This window comes from Vicinamibacterales bacterium, from assembly GCA_036496585.1.
Classification (GTDB): Bacteria; Acidobacteriota; Vicinamibacteria; order Vicinamibacterales; family 2-12-FULL-66-21; genus JAICSD01.
This window is the reverse complement of record DASXLB010000056.1, coordinates 28,365-53,501: the sequence shown is the minus strand read 5'-3', so window position 1 is coordinate 53,501 and position 25,137 is coordinate 28,365. Positions and strand designations below refer to the sequence as shown.

Here is a 25,137-nt window from a genome sequence, read left to right as displayed (position 1 = left end):
AACCGCAGCATCCGCCAGTCGATGGCGGCGGAGATGTTGACTGTCAGGCTCGGCCTCTCTGCATCGTCTCCGGGTTCCAGGCAATCGGCGCAGCTTCGAAATAGCTGTCGTTGCTGAGCAGCGCAGGCGCGGCGGCGCGAAACCCGAAGGTCGCGTCTTCGGTGACCGGCTGGCGGCTGCGCATCGCGGTGATGAACGTGACGAAGTGATCGTACTGATCGCTGTAGCCTGACGGCGCGGTGTAGACCTCGTCGCTGGTCGTGGCGAGCGTCGACTGCGGCGGATACTTCGCGCGGTACTCGTCGACGATCCGCTGCTGCATCGCCTGCGGGAAGGTATCGATCGAGTAGCCCGGTTCGCTGGCGCGCGGCTTGCGCGACACGGTCACCCCTGCCCCGCCGATCGTGAGCACACCCTCGCTGCCGATGAAGTGGAAGCCCTCGCTGCCGCCGGAGCCGTCGGCGAAGTTGACGCGGAGTGTCAGCGTAAACGCCGGATGCGCGGCCGTCTTCGGGTAGTCGTAGAGGCCGAGCATCACGTCGGGGACGTCGCGCCCGTCGTTCCAGAACCGCAGCCCGCCGGTGGCCAGCACACGTGTCGGGCCGATGGCGTCGAGCACGAAGTGAATGCCGGTAAAGAGGTGCACGAACAGATCGCCCGGGATACCGGTGCCGTAGTCGCGATAATTCCGCCAGCGGAAGACGCGCGTCGCGTCGAACGGACGCTTCGGCGCGCGGCCGAGGAAGCGATCCCAGTCCACGGTCTGCGGCGACGCGTCCGGTGGAATCGTGTACTGCCAGGCGCCGAGCGCCGAGTTGCGATTGATCCACGCCTCGACCATGTTCAGCTCGCCGATGACACCCGAACGATAGAGCGCGCGTGCCTTGGCGTAGATGATCGAGCTGACCCGCTGGCTGCCGACCTGCAGGATGCGGGTGGTCGCCGCCGCCGCCGCGATCACGCCGGCGCCGTCGTCGATGCGCTGGACCATGGGTTTTTCGACGTAGACGTCCTTGCCGGCCTGCATGGCGTCGATCGCGATCGCGGCATGCCAGTGGTCGGGCGTGCCGATGATGACCGCGTCGACGTCGCGGCGCGCCAGGATCTCGCGGTAGTCGCGGGTCGTGGCGATGCTGCCGCCCCACACTTCCTTCGCCCGCGCCAGCCGCCCGTCGTAGCAGTCGGCGACGGCGACCAGCTCGACCCCGGGCACGCGCACCGCCGTCCGCGTATCCGACGAGCCCTGCCCGCCGGCCCCGATGAGCGCGATGTGGATGCGATCGGAGGGGGCGACCGCCGGCGCCTGTGCCTGAGACCCGGCCGTCAGCAGGACCTGCGGCGCCGCGGCGGCCGCGACGCCTCCGGCCATGGCGGTCTTGAGGAACGTGCGGCGGGATGGACCTTTCATGAGGGGTAGCCTAGACTTAGCGCCGGTCTTGATTCAATGCCTCTCTACCTCGGCTTCGACAGCAGCACGCAGAGCCTGACCGCTACCGTCATCGAGACCGGCCGCGGCCGCCGCGAGATCGTCTTCGAGCACGCGATCAATTTCGACGAGACGTTCCCCGAATTCGACACGACGAACGGCGTCGTGCGCGGTCACGACGGCGTGACGGTCACGACGCCGCCGGCTCTCTGGGTGGCGGCGCTCGACCGCATGGCCGGCATCCTGGCCGGGAGCGGCGTCGACCTGACGCGCATCGCGGCGATTTCCGGTTCCGGCCAGCAGCACGGCAGCGTCTACCTGACCGCCGACGCGACCCAGGCCCTCGCGTCGCTCGATCCGGACCGGCCGCTCGTCGATCAGATCACGCCGGTGTTGTCCCGCCGCGTCTCTCCCGTCTGGCTCGACTGCAGCACGGGCGCCGATTGCGCGGTGCTGACCCGCGCGCTGGGCGGCGGCGCCGCCGTCGCGGCGCTCACCGGCTCCCGCGCCTACGAGCGTTTCACCGGCGCACAGATCCACAAATTCGCGGAGCAGGAGCCGGCGGGTTACGCGCGCACCGATCGCATCCATCTCGTCAGCTCGTTCATGGCGTCGCTGCTCGCCGGCCGTCACGCGCCGATCGATCCGGGCGACGGCGCCGGCATGAACCTGATGGATCTGGCGGCGCGGACCTGGGCGCCGCGCGCGCTCGACGCGGCGGCGCCTGATCTCGCGCGGCGGATGCCGGAGATCAAGGACTCGTGGGCGGTCGTCGGCACGCTGGCGCCATACTGGCAGACGAAATACGGCTTCGGGCCGGCGAAAGTGATCGCCTGGTCTGGCGACAACCCGTGTTCGCTCATCGGGCTCGGCCTGATCGAGGCCGGCCAGCTCGGGATCTCGCTCGGCACGAGCGATACCGTCTTCGGTCCGGTCGTCAAGCCCGTTCACGATCCGCAGGGCACGGGCCACGTGTTCGGATCGCCGGCCGGCGGCTACATGGCGCTGACCTGTTTCGCGAACGGATCGCTGGCGCGCGAGCGCGTGCGCGACCTGCACCGCCTCGACTGGAGCGGCTTCTCGAGGCTGCTCGCGGATACGGCGCCCGGTAACGGCGGCGGCATGCTGGCTCCGTGGTTCGTCCCGGAAATCACGCCGCCGGTGCCCGATGCGCAGCCTCGCTGGAAGGACGTTGCGCCCACCGACGCGCCGCGCGCCGTGCGCGCCGTCGTCGAAGGGCAGGCGATGGCGATGCGGATCCACTCCCGCTGGATCGCGCCGACGGTCTCGACGATCCGCGTCACCGGCGGTGCGGCGGAGAACGCGGCGATCCTGCAGGTCATCGCCGACGTCTTCGACGCCGAACTGGTCCGCATCGCGCCGCGCAACGCCGCGTCGCTCGGCGCGGCGCTCCGCGCCTTCCACGCCGACTGCCTGGCCAGCCGGACGCCGCGCCCGTGGCACGACGTCATCGACGGCTTCACCGATCCGAACCTGCGCGTGACCCCGGATGCCGCGGCCGCCGCAATCTATAAAGAACGGCTGCCCGAGTACGAGCGGTTCACCTCGGGCTGACGCATATCCGCCCGATCCACCAGGTCACACGCGTTCCCCGGCGTCGATCGCCGGGGCCCGGCCGCAACTTTCCTCAGCGCGACAGCGTCTCGTCGCGCCGCTGGCCGTTCACGCGGACGTTCTTCAGGACGAGGTCCTTCACTCCTTCGAGCACGTCTGGAGACGCGACACCGTCGAAGCGGCAGTCGCTGACGCGGATGTTGGTGATCGGCGCTTCGGCGAAGCCGCGCAGCATGAAGGCGTATTTGCTCTTGCGGCTGGTGACGCTCCTCACATCGACGTCGCGCAGGATCGGCGTGTACTTGCCATTGCGCCCTTCCTCGTAGAAAAAATCGGCGGCGACGATCGCCTCGGCCACTTCGCCGACGGTGATGTCGCGCATCGCGACGCGCTCGATCACCCCGCCGCGCGCGGCGTTGTTCTTGAAGCGCAGGACCCGGTCGAGGCGCGGGCTGTCCATGCGGCATTTCTCGGCAAAGATGTTGCGCGCGCCGCCGGAGATCTCGCTGCCGATCGTCACGCCGCCGTGGCCGTCCTTCATGTCGCAGTCGCGGATGATGACGTTCTCGATCGGCGTGTGCAGGCGCCGGCCGTCGTCGTTCTTCCCCGACTTGAGCGCGATGCAGTCGTCGCCGGTGTCGAACGTGCAGCGCTCGATCAGCACGTCGCGGCACGACTCGGGGTCGCAGCCGTCGTTGTTCGGCCCGTGGCTGCTGATGTGGAGCCCGCGGATCGTCACGTTCGTGCACAGCACCGGGTTCACTTCCCACATCGGCGAATTGACGATGCGCACGCCTTCGATCAGGACGTTCTGGCAGCGGTAGGGCTGGACGAAATTGACGCGCAGCCTCGACGCGCCCGGGCCGAACCGCCGCTGCTCGGGCGCCACGCCGTCGGTCGCCATCTGCAGCAGCCGGTTGCGCGCCTCCGCCTGGTCGGTTCGCCAGCTCCACCAGTTCTGGGCGTTCGCCTGCCCGTCGAGCGTGCCGGCGCCGCTGATGCCGACGTTCGTCTCGTCGAGTGCGTAGATCAGCGGCGAGTAGTTCATGAGCTCGGTGCCCTCGAAACGCGTCAGCACGAGCGGCAGGTAGGCGTCGGCGTCGGGGCGAAAGGCCAGCGTCGCCCCTTCGCGCAGGTGCAGATTGACGTGCGATCGCAGCCGGATCGCGCCGGTCAGGAAGCGCCCTGGCGGCACGACCACGCGTCCGCCGCCGGCGGCGCGGCAGGCCTCGATCGCGGCGCGGATCGCCGCCGTGCAATCCGTGGCGCCGTCTTCGGTGGCGCCGTGCGCGGTGATGTCGACGTCGCGCGCCGGGAACGCGGGATCGGTGATCCGCCGCAGGATCTCGGCGGCCGTACTCCACAGGTCGTCCTGCCAGGCGTCGAGCCAGGCGGGCGCGCGTGCTGCCGCGAGTGCCGCCGCCGCCGCAGTCACGAATCGCCGTCGCGAGATGCCGGTCATGGCCGCATGATAAGCTGTCGCGCTACGATCATGCTGAAGGACACGCTCTACCGCGTCCGGCGCATCGAAGGGCTGCAGCAGCTGCAGAAGCGCGGCGAAGGCGGGGCGCGCGAGATCAGCAGCCTCCGGCTGCGGCTCGCCGCGGGCGCCACGCAGAAGTTCCATATCGCCGGCGAGGAGACGATCGTCGTGCTCCAGGAAGGGCGCGGCACCTTCACGACTCCTGACGGCTCCTGGACCCTGTCGCGCAACAACGTCTTCGACGAACGCGGCAGCGGCGTCTACCTGCCGCCGGGTGCGCACCTGACCGTCCACGCCGAGACGCCGCTCGAGGCGATCCTGTTCTCGGCACCCGTTCCCGCCGGCGGCAAGGCGGCGGCGGTCGCGCCGGCCGACGTCGAAGTGAACGCGCGCGGCCGCGGCCACTACTCCCGCGAGGTGCACAATCTCTTCGTCACCGACGCGCACGCCCGGAAGCTGATGGTCGGCGAGACCTACAACCCGCCCGGCAACTGGAGCAGCTATCCGCCGCACAAGCACGATGGCAAGGACGGCGAGCCGGTGCTGGAGGAGATTTATTACTATCGCGTCCTCCCCACGCACGGGTTCGGCCAGCAGCTGCTCTACGCCGCGGACGGTGAAACCCATACACACACGGTGAAGGACGGCGACGCGGTGCTGCTCCCCTACGGCTACCACCCGGTGTCGTCCCCCCCGGGCTACCGGCTCTATTACCTGTGGGCGCTCGCCGGGCCGGAACGCCGGATCGCGCTGCACGAGGATCCGGCGCACACGTGGATTCACGAGCTCGCATAGCCGGCGACATCGAGCGCCTCGGCATCGTCGCGGTGATCCGGATGAAGGATCCGGCGAAGCTGCGGGCCGTCTTCGACGCGCTGGCCGACGGCGGCGTCAAGGCGATCGAGGTGACGATGACGGTGCCGGGAGCCGTCGATCTGATCCGCCAACTCGCGGCCTCGCTGCCGGCCGGCGTCGTACTCGGCGCCGGAACGGTCATCGACGTGCCCACCGCCCGCGCGGTGATCGACGCCGGCGCACGCTTCATCGTCTCGCCGGTGTTCCGGCGTGACGTCGTGACCACCTGCCTGGAGCACGGAATCGTCGCCGCGCCTGGGTGCTTCTCGCCGACCGAGATCCTCGACGCGCACGACCTGGGCGCCGACATCGTCAAGGTGTTTCCGGCGACGGCGCTCGGACCGCAATACATCAAGGATCTGCGTGCGCCGATGCCGCAGTTGAAGCTGATGCCGACCGGCGGCGTCACGCTCGACAACGCCGGCGACTGGATCCGCGCCGGCGCGGTCGCGGTCGGCGTCGGCTCGGCGCTCCTCGACACGAAAGCGATCGACGAGGGCCGTCTCGACGTCATCGCCGCCAACGCGCGCCGCATCGTCGCCAGCGTCGCGTCCGCGAGAACGTAGGCCATACCGGCAGGCTGGGCCTTCGGGTCCGGCGCAAAAACGCGGGCTGGACCCTCAGGTCCGCCACGAACCCGAGAGGAATATGCCACCACGCGTCGTCACCTTCGGCGAGATCATGCTCCGCCTGGGGTCGCCCGGGTTCGAGCGGCTCCTGCAGTCGGCCGCGCTGACCGCGACCTTCGGCGGCGGCGAGGCCAACGTCGCGGTGAGCCTGGCGCAGTTCGGCCTGCCGAGCGACTACGTGACGCGGCTGCCGGTAAACGCGCTCGGCGACGCGGCCGTGCGCGCGCTGCGCGCCGAAGGGGTCGGCACCGCGCACATCGCGCGCGGCGGCAGCCGCCTCGGCATCTACTTCACCGAAAGCGGCGCCAGCCAGCGGGCCTCGACAGTTCTCTACGACCGCGCCCACTCAGCGATCAGCGAGATCCCGCCCGACGCCGTGCAGTGGGAGGCGGTGATGGCGGGCGCAGCGTGGTTCCACGTCACTGGCATCACCCCGGCGCTCGGCGCGAAGACCGTCGCGGCGACGCAAGCCTCGATTGCCGCGGCGAAGCGGGCCGGGGCGAAAATCAGCGTCGACCTGAACTATCGCAAGAAGCTCTGGACCGAGGCGCAGGCGCAGACGGTGATGCGCCCGCTGATGAGCGCCGTCGACGTCGTCATCGCCAACGAGGAAGACCTGCAGTCGGTGCTCGGCGTGACAGTCAGCGGCACCGACGTCACGAGCGGCACGCTGAACGTCGATGCCTACCGCGACGCCGCCGAGCAGGTGACCCGCACGCTCGGGCCGCCGCTCGTCGCGATTACGCTGCGCGAGAGCCTGTCGGCGAGCGACAACGGCTGGAGCGCCGTGCTGTGGGACGGCGCGGCCGGCACGCTGCACCGCTCGCAGCACTATGCCGTCCGCCTCGTCGACCGTATCGGCGGCGGCGACAGCTTCGCGGCCGGCCTGATCTACGGCCTGGTAACCGGCCGTTCGAACGAAGACGCGCTGCGCTTCGCAGTTGCGGCGAGCGCCCTCCAGCAGACGATCCCCGGCGATTTCAATCGCGTCACGCTGGCGGAAGTCGAAGCCCTCGCCAACGGCGACGCGTCGGGCCGCGTGCAGCGGTAGTCGCAGCGGCCCTGCCGGCTATCTGACGAACACGTTCGGCATCAGCGCCAGCGGCTCTCCGCGACGGAACACCTGCAGCGGCGCCGCGAGCGACTGGATCACGCGCGGGTTGGTGAAGCCGAGCATCGCCGCCAGCGTGCCGGCGCGGTCGGAGGCGCCGAACGGGTTGGTAAACACGTCGTAGAACGACTTCCTGGGCGGATAGATCACCAGTTCCACGTCCTGGTCCTGGGGAATCTTGGCGCGCTGCTTGGCGATCGAGATCGCGCGATCGAGCCCGCCCAGCTCGTCGACCAGGCCGATCTGCTTCGCCTGGAGCCCGGTCCACACCCGGCCCTGTCCGACGGCGTCGATCTTCTCGGGCGTCGTGTTGCGCCCCTGCGCCGCCTTCTCGACGAACGTGTTGTAGGTCGCCTGCATATTCTCGAAGACGCGCTGCCGTTCTTCCGCCGTGAACGGCCGGACCGGCGAGTAGAGATCGGCGTAGCGCCCCTTCGCCACACCTTCCATGTTGAGCCCGAGCTTCTTGAGCGTGCCGTCGATCACGAACTTCGTCAGGACGACGCCGATCGAGCCGGTCAGCGTCGAGGGCTCCGAGACGATGACGTTGGCCGGCATCGCGACGTAGTAGCCGCCGGACGCCGCCACGTCCGACATCGACGCGATCACCGGCTTCTGCCGCCGGGTCAGGAACACCTCGCGCCAGATGACGTCCGAGGCGATCGCGGACCCGCCGGGGCTGTCGACCCGCAGGACGATGGCCTTGATGCTGTCGTCGGCCCGCGCCTTCCGCAGGTATTCGTCGATCGTGTCGGATCCCGTCACCTGGCTGCCGGTGGTGTCGTAGCTGCTTTTCCCGGACGCGATCAGGCCGGTCACGTAGATGACGGCGACTCGCTGGCCGCGGTAGGCGGATGCGCCGCTCGCCTGCCGGTAGTCGTTCATGTCGACGTAATTCACTCTCGGCGCGCCGAGCTTGACCTTGCCGTCGAGCTCGTCCTCATAGGCCACGTCGTCGATCAGTCCCGCCTTGAGCGCGTCCTCCGAGAGAAACGGCCCGTGATCGATGAGCGACTTCACGTCGGCCTCGCTCTTGTGCCGGCCGTCGGCGATACCGCGCACCAACTGCTCGTAGAGATCCGTATTCAGCGATTCGGCCATCTCCCGGTGTGCCGGCGTATAAGAATGCTCGGTGAACTCGTTGAGCGCCGTCTTGAACTCGCCGATGTGCATGCCGTCGGGGTAGGCGCCGATCTTGTCGAGCATGCCGCGCATGAACAGCTCGTAGCTGGCGACGCCGGTGAGATCGAGCGTGGCGCTCGGCATCAGGAACACCTTGTCGCACGCCGTCGCCAGGTAGAACTCCTGCTCGCCGCCATACTCGAGATATGCAACGACCGGCTTGCCCGAGCGCCGGAAATCGGTGATCGCGTCGCGGACCTCCTGCACCTTGCCCCACAGCGCGCCGGCGCCAGACGGTTTGAGGATCACGCTGGCGATACGGCTGTCGGTCTTGGCGCGGCGCAGCATGTCGACCACGCCACGCACGGTCGGAGCCGATTCGAGAAAGGGCCCGAACACCCCGCCCGGCTCAACCTCGTTCAGGTCGCCGCCGATCCGGAGCACCAGCGTCGAGTTGCGCGCGACGGCCGGCTCGCGCCCGAACGCCGACGCGATCAGCAACAGGCCGGCAGCAGACACGGAAATCGCGAGGACGATGAGGACGATGACTATCCAGACACCGCGGCGTATGGCCATCCTCTTATTGTAGGCCGGTCTTCGGACCTTCGGCTGGGCCGACAAGGAAGCCAACCGGAAGATGGCGATCGACAGCATCTTCCGCATCGTGTCGCAGTCGAAGGCGCTGACCAGCGCCGTCATTTTGTCGCTGGTGGAAGAAGGCAAGCTCGGCGCGACCGATCCGACCGACGACGGTTTGACCGGTTTCGTCCCCGCGACGCCGCCATTCGCGGCACGCACGACTCCGTTGGCGGCATACGGCGCTCGGGCCGCCGCCCCTGTGCGAGGCTTGGGCCCTCATGACGATCGTCACACCGGCGGTCCGAGCCCTTCGTGCCACCCCGGCGTTTTCGGCGGTGGCCGTTCTGACCATGGCCGTCGCCATCGCGTCGACGACGGCAATCTTCTCGGTCTACGACCAACTGGTCGCGCATCCGGTGACGCTCCCGGATCCGTCTTCACTCGTCCAGATCTGGATCACCAGCAGCGACCGCGCGATCCAGGCGCCGGCTATCTCGGTCCCCCGCTACGACGATCTGAAGGATCGGATCCACGCGTTCTCGTCGATGGCCGCCTCCGCGCCGGACAGCTTCACACTGACCGGCAAGGGCGACGCCACGCAGCTCAATGGCCTGCGCGTGAGCCCGTCCTTCTTTCCGACGCTCGGCATCATGCCGGCGCGCGGCCGCAATTTCAGCGCGGCGGAAGACGTCGTCAACGGCCCGGCGGTCTGCATCATCAGCCACGAGCTGTGGCTGGCGGTCCTCGGCGGGCGCGACTCGATCGTCGGCGAGACCATCGAGCTGAACGGCACCGCATGGGAGGTCGTCGGCGTGATGCCGCCCCGGTTGACGGCACCGTTCGGACAGGTCCAGGTCTTCGCGCCGCGCGTCTTCGAGGTCGGCGGCCTGACGCCGGCGCAGATCAAGATCGGCGCGACCGTCGCGTCGGCGATCGCCCGCCTCAGGACCGGCGCGACGCTGGCGCAGGCGCGCGCCGAAATGTCGGCCGCCGACGGCGGCTACAAGGCGCGCAATGCGGGCAACATCGACGCGCGGGCGCTGATGGACCCGCGGACGTTCGTCGGCTCGCTGGTCGGCGGCGTCGCCCCGACGATGTACACACTGCTCGGCGCGGTCGGCTGCGTCCTGCTGATTGCCTGCACCAACGTGGCATCGCTCTTCCTCGGTCGGCTGCTCAAGCGCCGCAAGGAGATCGCCGTGCGCATGTCGCTCGGCGCGAGCCGCGGCGCGATCGTACGGCAATTCCTCGCCGAGAGCCTGCTCTTCTCGGCGGCGGCCGGGGCGCTCGGCGCGACCGTCGCCGTCTGGACGCTTCGGGCGCTGCGGCCGGTCCTCGCGTCACAACTGCCCCCCAACGCCACCCTGAGCCTGAACTGGCGCGCGCTGGTCGTCGCAGCCGCCGTCAGCCTGGCCGCAGCAATCCTCACCGGACTCGTTCCGGCGCTTCAGGCCTCCCAGCCCGATCTGGTCGGTCAGTTGAAGGACAGCAGCCGCGGATCGTCGTCGGGCCACGGCGGACGCCTCCGCCAGGTGCTCATCGTCGCCGAGGTCACACTCTCGGTCGTGCTCCTCGTCGGGGCGGGACTGCTCGTCGAGAGCTTCGTCAAACTGACCGCTACGGAAACCGGCATCGAGGCCGGCGGCGCGGCGTCCGCGTTCGTCGGACTGCCGCCCGCGCGCTACCCGACGCCGCAGCAGCAATCGGACTTCTACGAGCGGGTCATCGAACAGCTCGCCGCCCAGCCGGGCGTCGGCAGCGCCGCCGCGTCGCTTGCGACACCGCTCAACGGCGGCATTCGCACGCCGTTCGGCGTCCTTGGGCGGCCGCAGCCGCCGATTGCCGAGCGCCCGCTCGTCACGTTCGACGTGGTCAGCGAGAATTACTTCCGGCTCCTGCGGATCCCGGTCGCGCAGGGACGGACGTTCTCGGCGGACGATCGGCTGACCTCGACGCTCATCTGCACGGTGAACCAGGCGTTCGCGAAACAGGTGTTCCCCGGAGGGTCGGCGATCGGTCAGGTGCTGCTGTTCGGGATCAACGACCGGCACGTCGAGATCGTCGGCGTCACCGGCGACGTCAAGAGCGTCGGCGTCAACGCGCCGGCCCCCGCCGAAGTGTATTTTCCGCTGCGCCAGCTCGCCAAGCCCGGTATGAACGTCATGGGCAAGACGGGCAGCGACCCGGCGATGCTGCAGGCGGCGATCAGGAACGCCGTGGCGGCGGTCGATCGCACGCAGGCGGTCTCGTTCTTCGCAACGCTGGAGAGCGCGTTGGCGCAGAGCCTCGGCGCCCAGCGCCTCGTGGCCACGCTCACGGGCCTGTTCGCGGCGCTGGCGCTGGTCCTCTCGCTGCTCGGGCTCTATTCGATGCTCGCCCACCTCGTGTCGCAGCGGACGCCGGAAATCGGCATCCGCATGGCGCTGGGCGCGACGCCGGGACAGGTCGTCGGCATGGTCATGCGCAGCGGGCTGGCGCTGGTGGCGGTCGGCCTGGCGCTCGGGCTCGGCGGCGCTGCCGCCGCGAGCCGGCTGATCCGGCAGCTGCTGTTCGGTGTCGGGCCCTTGAGCGCGCCGATCTATCTGGCGGTCGCGGCGGCGTTCGGCCTCGTCGCCGCGCTGGCCTGCCTGGCCCCCTCGCTGCGCGCGTCGCGCATCGACCCGCTCGTGGCGTTCCGGACGGAATAGTCTGCGCGACGCTTCTAGCGTTCGGCCAGCATCGTTTTCAGGTTCGCTTCCAGATTGTCGGCGTCGACGATGCCGATGTAACTGGCGGCGATGCGGCCGGATCGATCGATCAGGTACGTGGCGGGAAGAGCGGTCACCTTGAACGCCTTCTCCGCACTGCCGTCATCGAGAAGGATCTGGTAGACCAGGCCGTGCGCGGCGGCGAAGGGCTTGACGCGTGACCAGCCTTCCGCGGCCGTCTTCAGATCCTCATACATGATGTCGAGCGATACGCCGACGATGTTGACTTTGGTTTTGTAGCGCTGGTTCAACGTGACGAACGACGGAAGTTCTGCCTTGCATCCGCCGCAATCCGTCGCCCAGAGATTGACGACCACCGGCTTGCCGCGATGGTCGGCAAGACGCCACCTGTGGCCGGAGGCATCGCTAAGGCTGAAGGCCGGCGCGTCCTGGCGATCGGCGACGGCCTGCAGCTCTGCCTGAACGGTCTTCTGTTGAACCACCCCGGTCGGTGCCACGAACGAGAGCACGACCAGGAACAGCGTCACCAACTGCGTCAGTTTCATTCCTCCTCCTTAGCGGCCACGAACACGGGAGTACGTCGCAGGGTCAACCGTGAGGGGAGTCGCGCAACGCGGTGCGCAATTCTTCATGTGACCTCAATCCAGTTGCAGCGCGTACGCCAGGCCGCGTCGCAGCGCCGCCTGCTTTGGGCCCGCCAGCGTCGCGACGGACCCCGTCAGCGTCCGTTTGAACAACAGCGTCAGGAAATCGCAGCGGATTGCGCTGTCGGCGGGGAGGCCGTCGGCAGGCCCGACACCCACCTCGGTGCGCAGTCCCAGCGTTTCGCGGTAAATCGGCGCGCACACCACCGTCTCGACGTCCTGGTGCGACGCGATGAAATCGCAAGAGACCACGACATAAAAGCCGGGTTTGCCGCCGCGCTGCGGCACTCGTTCCCGCGTCCGGTAGATCTCTCTCCCCCGCAGCCCATGTCCCGCGTTACGCGAGCGCGTGGTCGATCGGGAACGACTCGCCGGTCCAGGCGCGCTGCTGGGTGAACGGAACGTCCGGGCCCGACCAGAACGGGTCGCTCCAGTGGAGGCCGAGGGGCAGCAGCGCGACGCTGCACAGGTAGAGGGATCCGGTCGAGATGTACGTTTCGCCGACGCCCGGCTGGCGGCCGCAGAAGCCGATGCGGAGCCAGCCGTCGGCGTCGAAGGTGTCCGGCGCATCGAGTGTGCGCCTGATCACGGCGGTCAGCGCGCCGCGCACCTGGGCGGGCGCGACGCCGTCGGGCAGCGCGCCGCGCAGCGCCGCCTGGGCCAGCGCGTGAAAGGCGCCGCAGCGATACGCCAGCGAACGGCCGATCGGCGGGAACGTGCCGTCGGGCCCGATCATCCGCTCCTGGACCGCGGCGTAGCGCTTCGCGCGCTCGTCGATCCGCGCCGCCATGTCTTTCACCGCCGGCACGCGCGCCGAGAGCGCCGCCGCCACGTCCACCAGCATCGGCTGGATCACGAAGCTGTTGTAGTAGTCCCAGTGGAACGACGGACCGTCGCCGTAGGCGCCGTCTCCCTTGTACCACTGCTCGTGCTCGCGGACCGCGTACTCGACCCGCGTCGCGTCGAACGGTGCGCCGAGCGCGTTCAGGCCGGCCTCGACCATCGCGGTGAAGAGCAGCCAGTTGCTGAAGGCCGGCGAGATGATTCGCGTCGACTCGAGCGCGGCGATCAGATTTGTCCTGGTCGTCCCTTCGATCTTCGCGAGCAGCGACGTCGGGGCCCGCAGCAGTCCCTGGACAAGGAAGGCCGCGTCGACCAGCGGCTGCCGCTCGCGCGTGAAGTTCAGGAAGTCGGGCGATTTCGGATCGACGGCGCGATCGAGCGCCTGCAGCGCCAGCTGCGGATACGCGGGCGCGCCGCCGCTCTCGAGCCACGGGCCGATACCGGCGAGCAACCGGCCGAATGCCTCGAGATGCGTGACGCTGCGGCGGTCGGTGTTCGGCGCCTGCTCGACGGGCATGCGGGCGCGCAGCGTTCCGGCGGCGAGGTTTTGCAGCACGGGCTCGGTCAGCTTTGCCGCGTACTTCCCCCAGATCGCAACTCGCGGCACGGCGGCGTCGAGGAGCGGCCGCATCTCGGGACGGCGTTCAGCGGGAATCGGCGCCTGGGTCACGAACGAGGCGTCGGGGGCGTGCGGACGAGCGAAGGCGAGTCGGGGGGCGACCAGCGCCGCGCCCGCCGCCTGCAGCGCCTGGCGTCGGTTGACCTTCACCGCTTCTGCCCGAGCCCGAACTGATCGCCGGCGCGAACGATGCGCGTCCCGTCGAAGACGACTTCGACGACTTTTTCGCTCTGTACGACGCGGTGTTGTTCGTCGGTCAGCGTCCCGACGATCTTCTTCGTCTTCGCGTCGACGATTTCGCCGGTCGACGGCCACACGTGCCTGCCGTCGAGACTCCAGGTGATCCAGCCTGGCTGATCGCGCACCTTGATCGTCGCGATCAGTTTCGGCGCCGCCGCCGTCATATCGAACACGTGAATCGCGCTGTTGTGGCCGTCGGCGAGCCAAAGCTCCTTCTCGTCCGGCGACAGCGCAATGCCGTGGCTCGGGCAGCCGTGGCGCTTCACCTCGCCTTTCTGGAATCCCGGAACCTCGACGTGCTGCAGCACCTTGCCGGTCTTCAGATCGCCGACCTCGAAGCCCAGCAGACCGTTGACGTTCACGTACACCTTCGTCTGCGAGCCGTTGATGGTGAACGGACGGATCACGCTGGCGAACGGACCGACTTCCTGCACGACGGTGTTGGTCGACGGATCGGCGACCGCGAGGCTGGGCGACTTCAGGCCGGCGAGGTAGACGCGCGTGCCGTCCGGCCCCCAGATCGTGTTGTGCGATCCGGAATTCGTCGTCACGTTGCCTTTGATTTCACTCGTCATCGCGTCGACAACGGTCCACTGCGGCCCCTCGAGCGTCGGCACATACAGCGTCCTGCCGTCCGGCGAAATGGCCAGGCGGTCCGCGCCGCCTGGCATCTCGCGATCCCACAACTTCCGGTCCGACGTCAGGTCGAACGCCATCAGCCGCTTGATGGTCGTCACGTAGAGACGGCCGGTCGCGGCGCTGGCCGCGATGCCCTTGACGTTCTCGGGCTCCTGGCCGGCAGGCACCGCCTGCGACGGAATGCGGCGGAGGAACTTGTAGCCGGCGTCGATGTCGTAGACGAGGACGCCGACGCCGCCGTACTCGACATAATTTCGGATGCCCGGCTCGGCGACGTAGAGCAGATGATGCTCGGCCGCTGGCGGGCGTCGCGCCGCCGCCGTCAGGAGGAGCGTGGGAACGACGAGGAGCGTGGTGAGGATGCGCCGCACGGCGCTAACCCTAGCACGATCTTAGCGCGATGAGCGGATCGACGCGCGTCGCGCGCCACAGCGGACCGGCACTGGCGATCGCCACGGCCAGTGCGACCAGCGCGGTGACGCCGGCGAACGTGACGAGATCGAAGGCGCTGACGCCGAACAGCACGTCGGGGGTCCCCGGGAAGCTGAGCGACGCGCGCAGCAACGCCGATAGCGCGAGCCCGCCGCCGAGGCCGACAAGCGCGCCGCCCGAGACGGGCGCGAGGGCGTCGACGACGACCAGGCGCAGGATGTCGGTCCGGCGCGCGCCCAGCGCCAGCCGCACACCGATCTCGTATCGCCGCAGCGACGCGAGATGGGCGACGACGCCGTAGATGCCGCCGAGGGCAAGGGCCAGCGCGATCATCGCGAGCGTGCCGGCAAATCGGGCCAGCGTGTCGATCAGGGCGTGCCACAGCCGCAGCGGTCCCTCGTCGAGGCTGGCGATCTGCAGATCGGTCATCAGCCGCGGGTCGATCGACTGCACCGTGCGCCGGATCGCGGCCAGCGCCCGAGCGGGCGGCAGCGCGGCGCGCACGATCACGCGATCGGCGCCGGAGAGCGGAAGCGGCAGATACACGAACGACGGGTCGACGCGCGACGGGCTCGCCGTGCGCACGTCGCGCGCGATGCCGACTACCGAGAACCTCTGCAGGTTGCCGCGGAAGGTCATGTCGAGGGTGAAGGTCCGCCCGAGCGGATCCTCACCGGGCCAGAACAGCCGCGCCGCCCGCTCGCTGATAACAGCCACGTTGGCGCCCGCTTCGTCGGGTCGAAAGGTCCGGCCGCGGACCAGCGCAACACCGAGCGTCTCGAAGTACTCGGGGCCGACGCGGTTGGCCAGCGTGCGAACGGCGATCGTGCCGGACCGGCCGGATGCGGTCAACGGTGGCGTCCACGTGCCCGCGAGCGGAAGTCGATCGGCGAGCATGACCGACAGGCCGGCCTGCTCGCGCAGCGCCGCCACGAGCCGCGCCTCGATCGCTTTGGCGCGCACGGGATCCGCGCCGCGGGTGTACTCGACGTCTTATCTCGGGATTCCGCCGGACACGGCAACGCCGCCGTGGTCTCAGAGGGCGACACTTGCACAACCGGAATTCCAGGTGCCCGTGGCGACGCGTTTCGAACAGGATTGCCGCGTCTCTTCAAGGAACGTTGGCCCGTTCTGGAAGCCGGAGGCAACCGGTAAACCTTGCGGCGTTACTCGCGACCCGCCGCCAAGAACGAGGGATACGACGGCCATTGCAAGATGGTCGAAGACCGAAAGTGTTCGGCGACACGGCCCTGTCACAAATCTCGCCCGGCCGGTGTCGTGCTTCAATCTTCGCTCCCGGCCAGAGTGCCTACGTCGATGCCGGCGTCAGGCGCGCACGGCGAATCAACGCCGCGCCGACCAGCAGTGGCAGGGCGTAGGGGATCTGATAAACGGTCAGCTCCAGAACCTGTTCCCGCGCACCCGTGGGCCACACGAGATTCGCGGCGAACCCGACGGCCGACAACAGCACCGTGAAGGCGAGACACGCGGCGATCTCGCGTCCTGGCGCCCGCCGCGCCAGCCAGCGCCCGATCTCGAATTGAAGAGCCGCCACTAACAGGATACCGAGACACCGCGCGACCGACGACGCAGCAGACCCGCCGAGCGCGCTCCACGTGTGGCCTCCGGACAATACCATGAGGGTCCCGGCGACAATGCTGAACAGGAAAACGCTCGGGAACATCATCACAAGGCCCAGCACGAGCGCGCGCACCGCGAGGCGTCCGAGCTGCCACGGGTCGGCGGCGAGATCCCGCCACACGAATGAGAGCAGCGTTGAAATCACCGACGCCCAGAACGACAGCACGTGGCGTGCGGGCGTGGCCTCGATCAAGTCACCAACCGCGGCCATCGCGCGTTCCGGCGTCATGACCAGCGACAGCAACCATTCGGCAATCCGAGCGTTACGCATGTGAGACTCCAGGGAGCGTCAGGCCCTGCAGAAGCCGCTGATAGGAGCGCTGTGCCCGCGAAATCGCTTCCACACCTTTGGCGGTGACACGGAAGAAACGTTTGGCCCGCCCGCCGCGCTGAGGCGTCGGGTCGCCCAGCCTGGACGTGACGAGCCCCTTCTCCTCGAGCCGATCGAGCGTCGTGTAGAGCGCGCCCGGGCTCGGGCGACGATCGGTTCTCGACGCGATGACCGTGCGAATCGTCACGCCGTACGCATCGTCTTCCAACCGCAGCACCGCCAGAAGCACCACCTGCTCGAACTCCCCAATCGTCGGCGCAGCGGCCATTAGAACTGCATCATAGATAAAATCGACGTCGCGGTCAACGGGATAAGCGGCGGTCCCAGTGCGTCCAAGTCAAGCAGCCTATTTGATGGCGACAAGGACGGCCGTGACAAGGGCGGCGAATCGATTTCTCTTTCTGGTGGCCAAGGGGCGAGCTATTCACGCCCCCAGGACGGCCGAGGTCCATCACGCCAGGCGTGGATGACGATCGTGCCAGTCGGTCGAGTGCTCGTACGGGGCCTCGATGCGACACAGCCGGCGCAAGAGCTATTCATCCTGAGGTAGGAGGCTGCCGTGGAAAGTGATCGGCCGAGTCCGCGACGACCGATCGCCAGTACTGGCAGAACCTCGGAGACAGGTCCCGACAAGTCGCGATGTGTAGAAGAACCTGAGTGTAGGCCGCCAAGCCGATGTCGCTCCGGGCGAGGGGGCGTTGCCGCCCCGAATGCCGAATGCCACGGTCGTTAGCCGGCGGAGGCCGTTGATGAAGTCCGCCGCGCGCTGCGCGTGGCTGGCTGCCGTGAAGATCGCGCGGCTGTCTGCCTTGAGGACGTCCAGCCAGTTGGCGATGTAGGCGGCGTGGTCCTCGCGCGGCTCAAGGGTCAGATCAAGATCGGCACAGAGGAACGCGGCGCCAAGTTCGGCCACGAGTTCTTCGATCGCGTAGCCTTCGGACCCGAAACGCTTGCTGCCGAAGTCGCGCGCCAGGCGCGATTCATGTGCGGTCCAGTGCGTCGTCTCGTGCGCGAGGGTGGCGTAGTAGCTCTCGGCATCGCGGAAGGTCTCGAAGAACGGCAGCACGATACTGTCGGTCGAGGGCCGATAAAAGGCACGGCTGCCGCCGTGGGCGAGCGTGGCCCCGGTCGCGCCGAAAAAGCATTCCGCACGGGCGATGCGGGCGGACACGTCGAGGCGCGGTGACGCCGGCGCCGTGTACTGCGCGGGCAGTCCGTCGATCTGTTCGACGTTGAATACGGTGTAACCCTTGAGGAAGTGGATGTCGCGCGCGACGTCGACGCCGCTGTCGGTGTCGGTCTCGTGGCGCGTGATGCTGTTCGCATAGACGACGGGCGAGCCTTTCTCGCCCTTGCGGACGTGAGCGCGAAGTTCGACTGCTTGGCGGTAGGTCATCCAGATCGGTGCGGCGAAGCCCTGGACGCTGGCCGACGCCCACAGCGACAGAGTGTTGATGCCGGTGTAAGGCTGGCCGTTGTGACGCAACGGTCGTGTGATGCGCCCGGCGGCGTGTTCGGCGTTCCAGGGCCTGACCCACGGCCGCACGCCGTCTTCGAGGGCCGCCACGATCTTCGCCGTAATGCGAGCGTAGACGTCTTGCTTGGGCGATTGATCGTCCTGAGCGTTGTCGGTGACGGTGCAGGGTTTCATGCTGGCCTCCTTTTTCGAAGTTGACGTTTGCTCTCTCGCCAGAAAGGGAGAGCAAACTCAACCCGGCCGAAAAAGGAGGACGGCGCGGGGGCCGGTGGGCGTGCCGGAGGGACCGAGTGCACAGGGTCACCCGTGACAGCTTTGCTGGCGCGGCCTGTGCGGGACCGACGGCCTAAACACGCCCAGTGGCCACGCGCGCGAAAACCTGCGCTCGACGACAAGTCAGAGGGAGAAGGCAAAGACGACGGTCATCGTCGCCGTGAAGAAGGGGCCGCGGCTCCAGAATGGCGTCAGGCTCGGCGCGCGGCGCACTCAACAGGCGAGGGTGTGCCGGAGAGCGAACGGACAGAAGCCGGCCGACGCAGCTACACGAAGGGCGGACACGCTCTCGCCCGCCCACGGCTGGCGAGTCGGCATGAGGCTGTCATCACGCTTCGCCCTCGATCGCAGCGACGACATCGGACGGCAGTTCTTCGGCCCGTCGCAACGCGTGGCTGATCCGCGACACTTCCAGCTGCCGCGCGGCGATCTGACCAGCGGGCTCTCCGTGTTCGCGAGCGGTGCCCAGCGCACGCTCGTGGCTGACGAGCATGCGACGGAAGATCGGCGCCGCACTTTGTTTCGGCTGCGCGTGCGTGCACCCTAGGCAGACAAGCCCTTTCGGGCAGTACTCACCGGTCGGCAGCGCGCAGAGATGCGTGCCCATGTCCCGCAGGTTGCAGCTGGCGGTGAACGCCGCCCATTCATCCGCGGTCGGATTGCGGAGACTGTCCTCGCCGTGAACAGCGTTGTACAGGCCACGGACAGCCTTCCGGTACTCATCGATCAGCGTAGTGGGATAGAGCTTGGCGTAGACCATGATCGTGTCGAGGGTCGCATGTCCGAGGAGCGCCTGGATGACGTGCACGGGCCGTTGTTGTTCAAATGCTCGGCCGCGAAGACGCGGCGGCAGTCGTGCGGCAAGAGCACGAGCGGGCGGCCGTCCGCTCGGCGCGCGCCCGCCGCGACCGACACGGCACCGAGCCTGGCGCGAATCGTTTGGATGCCGAGCGGACTCGGATGTTTGGCGCCTTGCAGCAGGTACGGCGCGCGCGGGCGTGGGAGACGTTCGTGGTGGTCCCAATGATCGCAGGATGGCACGGCGTCTGCGCCATAGAAGCGCTTCACATGGCGGATGATCTCGGCGATGACGCGTCCGAGACCATCGCAGATGGGAATGACGCGCGCGCGATTGAATTTCGACGGCTTGATGTGGAGCAAGTAGTACACGCGGCCATCCGCGAGTTGGCGTTTGAGGATATCGAGCGTCGTGAGTTCGCTCGCCTCTTCGATGCGGAGGCCGCTCTGCACGAGCAGCTCCACCAGCGCCCAATCCCAAAACGTCGCCGCTTCGGCCGCCGTCGCGCGTCGGTCGCCCGGCTGACGCTGCAGCACCACACCGGCCGCCTTCCAGTGCTGCAACGCACACGCTCGAATGGTCGGCATCTCACGTTCGAGGTCGAGGACCGTCGCCGTGATACGTGCCTGTGTCCGTGCGCGGGCTTTCTCGAAGCCGATGCCCACCAAGTCGCGGCGCATGAGCGGCACGATACGCGGCGCGTATGGCGCAAACGGCGAGTCCGGCTCCGTCGCCCACGTGCAGATGTCCGCAAAGAAGGTGCGGACTTCGAGCAGCCACACGTGCGCGGTCGGGCGCAGGTCGGCGCCGGTGTCTTCGCCGCGCTGGCGTTCGCGCGCACGTGCGATGGCGTACGGACTGTAGGCGCGGCCATGCGCGGGCGCGACGTCTGCGCTCGCCGTGATCTCCGGGTACTGCTCGGCCAGAAATCGCCAGAAATGGCCGAGCGCGATCAGCTTGTGACGAAGCGTGACGTAGACGTGGCTGACGCGAGTCGCGTAGGTCTCGAGATACAGCGCCGTCAGCGCCCTGAAGGGCGCAGGCATGTTCGCCGTGGCAACGAGTTCGGCGACGGTGCGTCGTGGTCGCCGGCTGCGCCGGGTCGTGCCGCGTTGCGGCGTGCGGGTGAGGAGCCCAGTCGACACAGCGCCACGTCGAGCCCGTCCTGGCCCCGCGTGCCGGAGGGAATCTGCGCCAGATCGTCGTCGGTGATCTCTTCAAGCGCGCTGTAGCCGCGCGCGATCAGCACGCGGAGACCGACGGACACGGCTTTGTCTTGGGAACCTCGGCTCTTCCATGGGATCGACGCGGTCTCGCTCCGGAGGCGATCGTGCGCCTGACGCCACTCGTGATTCGCCGGCAGCCGTGCGATCCACCGCTGAAACGGCACGCCGCCCAGCCACGTCCACGTCGGGATCGCGCGCCGAGCCAGCACCAGGGCGCGTGGCCCACCCATCCATTGTCCGGACTCGGGCCGACCATCGTCGACGAGCCAGCGCGGCCAGATCGTCTGCTCGAAGTGGTCCCACCGAGTTTGCAGGGTCCGACCGGGACACGCCAGGAGGGCCGACAGGAATGCCGCACATCCGTCATGCGTCTGCCGCCGCTCGCCGGCCGAGGTGGTGAAGCGATCGATGAGGGCGTGTAGATCCTTGCGGATCTCGACGCCGTCATCGTCTGGCACCAATCCCGCATCCGCCTCGTGACGCGGTGGGACGTACGCCGTCATGATCGTTCTCCATGGGGCGACCGAGTCGCGGTCACCGCTCGCTCCAACTCCTCGATGGTCAACGCGTCATACGCGAAGGCGTACGCCGCGGGCGGTGTCTCGGCCCCTTGGCGTTGAGCGTCTGGCGCCGCATCGGTGCGCGTTTTCACGGCGGCGACGGCGTCCACGAGCGCGCGAGGATCGACGGTGAGATAGAGGTCCGCGGTCGTCGACAGGTGCGCGTGGCCGAGCAGCGCCTGCGTGACCTTCAGATTGCCGCTGGTCTCAAGCACGCCCTGCGCGACCGTGTGACGAAACTGATGCGCGCGCACGGTCGCGCCAACCTTGCGACCGAGCAACCGCAACGCCGATTCGAATGCCGCGTAGGACAACGGCACGCCATGGCCACGACGCTGTGCGACCCAGGCGGCGGCGGTGCGCGCGGGCGTGGGTCGCTCGGCCTGAAGGTACTGACGAAACAGCGGCCAGAAATCATCCGTCACCGGGACGCGATGATCCTGTCGCGCGCCCTTCAGTCGAACGGTGATGGTCTGATGCTGTTCATCGATATCGGACAACGCCATCCCCAGCAAGCCGTGGCGACCGTTGGTGTCGCTCCAGTCCCCAATGCGTTGGCCGGTGCGACACAGCAGCGTCAGAATCGCCTTATCGCGCCACGACATGGCGGTCGTGATCAGACGTTCAATGAGGAGCGGATCGAGTCGAGCCGGCAGTCGTCGGGGCACGCGGCGGCGAAACTCTCGCCGCCGCTCGCGGACGGGTTGATCACGACCCGTGAGTCGGTGGGACACCGTCTCGTCGTCGGGTGTGGACACGGGGTTCGAGTGTTGCTGCCAGGCGCCGTCACGACGGTCATCGTCCTGTCGGATCCGGAACGCGAAGTACGACGCCAGGACGCTGAGACGATGATTGACGGTCCGCGCTTGACGGCCTTCGTTCTGCGGTGGGCGGTCGATCGGAGATGCATGGCGTCTCGGTCCCTGACCGAACGCGCCAATGTACTGGCCGACCACGGGCCGCGTCACGGCGTCGAGGTCGACGCCCGCCTCGTGGAGCCAGCCGGCGAAGTGCGCCAGGCCCCGCGCATACGCACGGACGGTATAGGGCGAACGCGCGCGCTGCTCGAGATAGCTCAAGAAATCGTTGATCGCGGGCACAGGCGCGTGGTCCGGACCGACGACGCGAGGGCGGTGCGGATCGGCCGTGACGTCGACGTTGAAGATCGGCATGGACTCATCCTAAACGCCGCTGTTCGCAACAGCGCGCGTCTCAACGGGAGTACGACCAGCACGGCGGTTCTCGTGGCGTCGGCTGCACCGCCGTCTGTGTTCCGGCTTGGAAGACACTCCGAGTCGATATTGCGTCGACATTGCGATCGGCGGAGTACAAAATCTAGTCAGAGGTTACGATGGTTGAGACGTACGGCCTCACGCATATCAATCTTGCGGTTCGAGACACCGCGCGTGCGCTGCGATTCTATGAGCAAGTCTTCGGTCTCCGTGAGTACGGACGCGGCGATGGCCTCGTCCACACGCAGGCGCCGGGACGACATGACATCCTAACGTTCGCGGAGGACGCCAGCATGGCCGGGACAGTTGGCGGTGTGGCGCATTTCGGTTTTCGCCTCGTGAACCCGGCCGACATCGACCGCGCCATTGCCGAAGTCGAGCGCGCGGGAGGCCGACTGCTCCGGCGCGGCGAGTTTGGTCCAGGGCTCCCCTACGCTTACGTGGCCGATCCGGATGGCTACGAGATTGAGATCTGGTTCGAGTGACAGCACGTCTGGCTCTTGCCTTCGTTCGCAAACACGGCGTCGTGCTTGAGTCCGCGCGAGGGCCCGTCCCGACACTTGCTGAGGTCCTCGCGGGAGAGCCGGTTCGAGGTAACTGGTGGTCTCATCCGAAGAGTCATGAGATCTTCGCGGTGACGCGAGCGGTCCGCGACAGCGACGATGTCCTCGTGTGTCGGCTGATCAAGGGGAAGATCACGTTTGTCCATCGGCGGTTGTGGCCCGCTCTTGTCCGAGTGGCGGGTTGGATTCGATTGGCTCATCTCTCGCGCGTGTCTGAGGTCCACACGAGTTCGGGACGCCACGTGACTAAAGAAGTGCCGTTCCCCGATTGGGTCCCGTCGAATGTCCGCGCAGCTGCTCGAACTCTTTCGGAGGAAGCGGCACTCGCAGCGTTCGCCTGGATCGAATAGAGAAACCGCCACCGCGCATCGGAGTGGGTGCAACAGCGCGCGTCTCAACGGGGTACGACCAGTACTCAGGATCCGAATCCCGAGATAATCCATCGAACACGCGGCTCGTGTCGTAGCCCGTCGTCGCCAGCCGCGACGCGGCAAAACCGCGCAGGAGCAACCCGGCGGCCAGCAACAGCGCCATCGACATGGCGACCTGCGCGCCGACGAACCACCGGCGGATCGCGGTCCCGCCGCTGCGGCCCGACAGCGGCCGTTCGTCCTTCAGGGCCATCGTGAGATCCGGCGTCGAGAGGCGCAGCGCCGGGACGACGCCAAAGGCCACCGCGGCGGCGAGCGAGGCGGCGCAGGTGAACAGGAAGACCGGCAGGTCGGGACGGAGCCCCGCCAGCGGCGCGACGTCGCCATGCGCGAAGAGCCGCACGCCGTCGGCGATCAGCAGCCAGAACAGCCGCGCGGCCCACACCGAGCACGCGAGGCCGGCGGCCCCCCCGAGCAGCGCCAGCAACGTGCTTTCGGTGAGGAGCTGACGGAAGACGCGCCAGCGCGAGGCGCCGAGCGCCAGCCGCAACGCGATCTCCTTCTGCCGGGCCGCGCCCCGCGCCAGCAGCATGTTGGCGAGGTTGGCGCAGGCGATGAGCAGCACCAGCCCGACCACCGCCATGAGGGCGGCGACGAACGTCTGGAAGCGGGCATCGTTGGTCTCGCCGAAGTAACTGGCGCGCTCGAGCGTGAGCTTGACCGTCGCGTCGGTCGACGGAAAGGCCCGGTCGAACGCCGCGGCCAGCGGGCGCATCTGCTGCTGCGCGACGTCGCGGCTGACGCCGTCGCTGAGATGCGCCAGCAGCTGAAAGCGGCGGACCATCGAGTGCGGCATCCCCAGGCGCGCTTCGGCCGCGACCGGGGCCCACACGTCTGGAATCTCGGGCGGATTGGCGGTGCCGATGAACGGCTCCGGCGCAATGGCCGCGACCGTCATCGCGACGCCGTTCAGCGTCAGCGTGCGGCCCGCCACCGAGCGATCGCCGCGGAAGCGCCGGACCCAGAACGGATAGCTCAGCACGACGCCGGTGTCGGCGCCACTATCGCCATCGGGCAACGCGCCCGCCATCGGGACGACGCCGAGCGCGGCGAAGTAGTTCGGGGACACGAACTGGATCCGGACGTGCTCGCCGCTGGCCTCCTCCGCGTGCGTGAGCCAACCCGCCGCGACCACGTCCCGGAAGGCCGGCGCCTGCGCCCGGAGGTAGCGCAACTCGTCATCCGAAAACGCGAATTGGATGTCGCCCCGTCCTTCGCTGGCGAACCAGCGCTCGAGCCGGACGAAGCGGTCGCCGTCCTTGACGGGAAGCGGGTGCAAGGCGACGGCGTCGACGGCGGAAAAGATGGTGGTGTTGACGCTGATGCCGACCGCCAGCGTCACCACGGCCGCACAGGTAAACGTGGGCGCCCGCCGCAGTATCCGCGCGGCATACCGCAGATCCTGCGCCAGCGAGTCGGCGGCCGGCAGGCCGCGCTGATCGCGATAGGCCTCGCGGATGGCCGCCGGGTTGCCGAACGCGAGCCGCGCCGCGCGCGCTGCCTCGGCCGGCGGCAGGCCGCGACGCGCATAGTCGTCGGCGAGCAGGCGGAGGTGCTCCCCCATCTCGTCGTCGAATCGACCGCCGGCGCCATCGATCCGCTCGCCGGCGCCGTCGCGGCCGGTTTCGCGGCGAACGGCGCCGCTCAGCCGCGCCACGAGCTCCCGCCATCGTCCCATCACGATCCCCTTTTGGAAATC

The 25,137-nt window shown here is 68.3% G+C and carries 22 protein-coding genes; 6 read left to right on the top strand and 16 right to left on the bottom strand.

Features of this window, described 5'->3' with window-relative positions:
* Positions 1 to 43: 43 nt before the first annotated feature.
* On the bottom strand, positions 44 to 1,408 hold the full coding sequence (locus VGI12_17075) for a Gfo/Idh/MocA family oxidoreductase (protein ID HEY2434390.1): 1,365 nt from the start codon (positions 1,406 to 1,408) through the stop codon (positions 44 to 46).
* 36 nt (positions 1,409 to 1,444) lie between these two features.
* Here VGI12_17075 and VGI12_17070 point away from each other — a divergent pair, with 36 nt between their 5' ends.
* On the top strand, positions 1,445 to 3,001 hold the full coding sequence (locus tag VGI12_17070) for an FGGY-family carbohydrate kinase (GenBank protein HEY2434389.1): 1,557 nt from the start codon (positions 1,445 to 1,447) through the stop codon (positions 2,999 to 3,001).
* A 73-nt stretch (positions 3,002 to 3,074) separates the two neighbouring features.
* Here VGI12_17070 and VGI12_17065 read toward each other — a convergent pair whose 3' ends face one another.
* Positions 3,075 to 4,463, bottom strand: coding sequence for a glycoside hydrolase family 28 protein (locus tag VGI12_17065; protein ID HEY2434388.1), 1,389 nt, complete (start codon positions 4,461 to 4,463; stop codon positions 3,075 to 3,077).
* Positions 4,464 to 4,493: 30 nt separating this feature from the next.
* Between VGI12_17065 and iolB the strand changes: the two genes are divergently transcribed.
* The 3 genes from iolB (at position 4,494) to VGI12_17050 (ending at position 7,019) form a co-directional block, all read left to right on the top strand.
* A complete protein-coding gene (iolB, locus tag VGI12_17060) occupies positions 4,494 to 5,279 on the top strand; it encodes a 5-deoxy-glucuronate isomerase (GenBank protein HEY2434387.1) in 786 nt (261 codons plus the stop codon).
* Entirely contained in the window at positions 5,258 to 5,905 is a 648-nt protein-coding gene (locus VGI12_17055) for a bifunctional 4-hydroxy-2-oxoglutarate aldolase/2-dehydro-3-deoxy-phosphogluconate aldolase (GenBank protein ID HEY2434386.1), read from the top strand. The genes iolB and VGI12_17055 overlap by 22 nt, the downstream gene beginning before the upstream one ends.
* Positions 5,906 to 5,987: 82 nt before the next feature.
* Positions 5,988 to 7,019, top strand: coding sequence for a sugar kinase (locus tag VGI12_17050; protein ID HEY2434385.1), 1,032 nt, complete (start codon positions 5,988 to 5,990; stop codon positions 7,017 to 7,019).
* A gap of 18 nt (positions 7,020 to 7,037) precedes the next feature.
* Here the strand turns inward: VGI12_17050 and sppA are convergent, their stop codons facing one another.
* Positions 7,038 to 8,777, bottom strand: a complete 1,740-nt coding sequence (gene sppA / locus VGI12_17045; GenBank protein HEY2434384.1) for a signal peptide peptidase SppA — start codon at positions 8,775 to 8,777, stop codon at positions 7,038 to 7,040.
* 281 nt (positions 8,778 to 9,058) lie between these two features.
* Here sppA and VGI12_17040 point away from each other — a divergent pair, with 281 nt between their 5' ends.
* Positions 9,059 to 11,467, top strand: a complete 2,409-nt coding sequence (locus VGI12_17040) for an ABC transporter permease (GenBank protein ID HEY2434383.1) — start codon at positions 9,059 to 9,061, stop codon at positions 11,465 to 11,467.
* A 14-nt stretch (positions 11,468 to 11,481) separates the two neighbouring features.
* On the opposite strand, the gene VGI12_17035 is transcribed toward VGI12_17040, so the two are convergent.
* From VGI12_17035 to VGI12_16980, 12 genes are all read right to left on the bottom strand, one after another.
* Positions 11,482 to 12,033, bottom strand: coding sequence for a TlpA disulfide reductase family protein (locus VGI12_17035; protein HEY2434382.1), 552 nt, complete (start codon positions 12,031 to 12,033; stop codon positions 11,482 to 11,484).
* Between the two features lie 93 nt (positions 12,034 to 12,126).
* Positions 12,127 to 12,420, bottom strand: coding sequence for a hypothetical protein (locus VGI12_17030; protein HEY2434381.1), 294 nt, complete (start codon positions 12,418 to 12,420; stop codon positions 12,127 to 12,129).
* A 49-nt stretch (positions 12,421 to 12,469) separates the two neighbouring features.
* Positions 12,470 to 13,744, bottom strand: coding sequence for a DUF2264 domain-containing protein (locus VGI12_17025; GenBank protein ID HEY2434380.1), 1,275 nt, complete (start codon positions 13,742 to 13,744; stop codon positions 12,470 to 12,472).
* Positions 13,741 to 14,844 carry a YncE family protein gene (locus VGI12_17020; protein HEY2434379.1) on the bottom strand — a complete coding sequence of 368 codons (1,104 nt, stop codon included), beginning with the start codon at positions 14,842 to 14,844 and terminating at the stop codon, positions 13,741 to 13,743. Before VGI12_17020 ends, VGI12_17025 begins: the two co-directional genes overlap by 4 nt.
* 10 nt (positions 14,845 to 14,854) lie before the next feature.
* Positions 14,855 to 15,868: an ABC transporter permease gene (locus VGI12_17015; GenBank protein ID HEY2434378.1), complete on the bottom strand. Its 1,014-nt coding sequence runs from the start codon at positions 15,866 to 15,868 to the stop codon at positions 14,855 to 14,857.
* A gap of 346 nt (positions 15,869 to 16,214) precedes the next feature.
* Positions 16,215 to 16,790, bottom strand: a complete 576-nt coding sequence (locus tag VGI12_17010) for a hypothetical protein (GenBank protein ID HEY2434377.1) — start codon at positions 16,788 to 16,790, stop codon at positions 16,215 to 16,217.
* 19 nt (positions 16,791 to 16,809) lie between these two features.
* Positions 16,810 to 17,145: a PadR family transcriptional regulator gene (locus tag VGI12_17005; protein HEY2434376.1), complete on the bottom strand. Its 336-nt coding sequence runs from the start codon at positions 17,143 to 17,145 to the stop codon at positions 16,810 to 16,812.
* A 264-nt stretch (positions 17,146 to 17,409) separates the two neighbouring features.
* Complete coding sequence (locus VGI12_17000; GenBank protein ID HEY2434375.1) at positions 17,410 to 18,528, bottom strand: zincin-like metallopeptidase domain-containing protein; 1,119 nt, start codon at positions 18,526 to 18,528, stop codon at positions 17,410 to 17,412.
* Positions 18,529 to 18,955: 427 nt separating this feature from the next.
* Complete coding sequence (locus VGI12_16995; protein HEY2434374.1) at positions 18,956 to 19,387, bottom strand: hypothetical protein; 432 nt, start codon at positions 19,385 to 19,387, stop codon at positions 18,956 to 18,958.
* A complete protein-coding gene (locus tag VGI12_16990) occupies positions 19,354 to 20,472 on the bottom strand; it encodes a tyrosine-type recombinase/integrase (GenBank protein ID HEY2434373.1) in 1,119 nt (372 codons plus the stop codon). Before VGI12_16990 ends, VGI12_16995 begins: the two co-directional genes overlap by 34 nt.
* A complete protein-coding gene (locus tag VGI12_16985; GenBank protein ID HEY2434372.1) occupies positions 20,448 to 21,155 on the bottom strand; it encodes a hypothetical protein in 708 nt (235 codons plus the stop codon). The genes VGI12_16990 and VGI12_16985 overlap by 25 nt, the downstream gene beginning before the upstream one ends.
* Entirely contained in the window at positions 21,152 to 22,384 is a 1,233-nt protein-coding gene (locus VGI12_16980) for a tyrosine-type recombinase/integrase (protein ID HEY2434371.1), read from the bottom strand. The genes VGI12_16985 and VGI12_16980 overlap by 4 nt, the downstream gene beginning before the upstream one ends.
* Before the next feature lie 179 nt (positions 22,385 to 22,563).
* Between VGI12_16980 and VGI12_16975 the strand changes: the two genes are divergently transcribed.
* Positions 22,564 to 22,929 carry a VOC family protein gene (locus VGI12_16975; GenBank protein ID HEY2434370.1) on the top strand — a complete coding sequence of 122 codons (366 nt, stop codon included), beginning with the start codon at positions 22,564 to 22,566 and terminating at the stop codon, positions 22,927 to 22,929.
* A 324-nt stretch (positions 22,930 to 23,253) separates the two neighbouring features.
* Here the strand turns inward: VGI12_16975 and VGI12_16970 are convergent, their stop codons facing one another.
* Positions 23,254 to 25,116: an ABC transporter permease gene (locus VGI12_16970; GenBank protein HEY2434369.1), complete on the bottom strand. Its 1,863-nt coding sequence runs from the start codon at positions 25,114 to 25,116 to the stop codon at positions 23,254 to 23,256.
* Positions 25,117 to 25,137 lie beyond the last annotated feature (21 nt).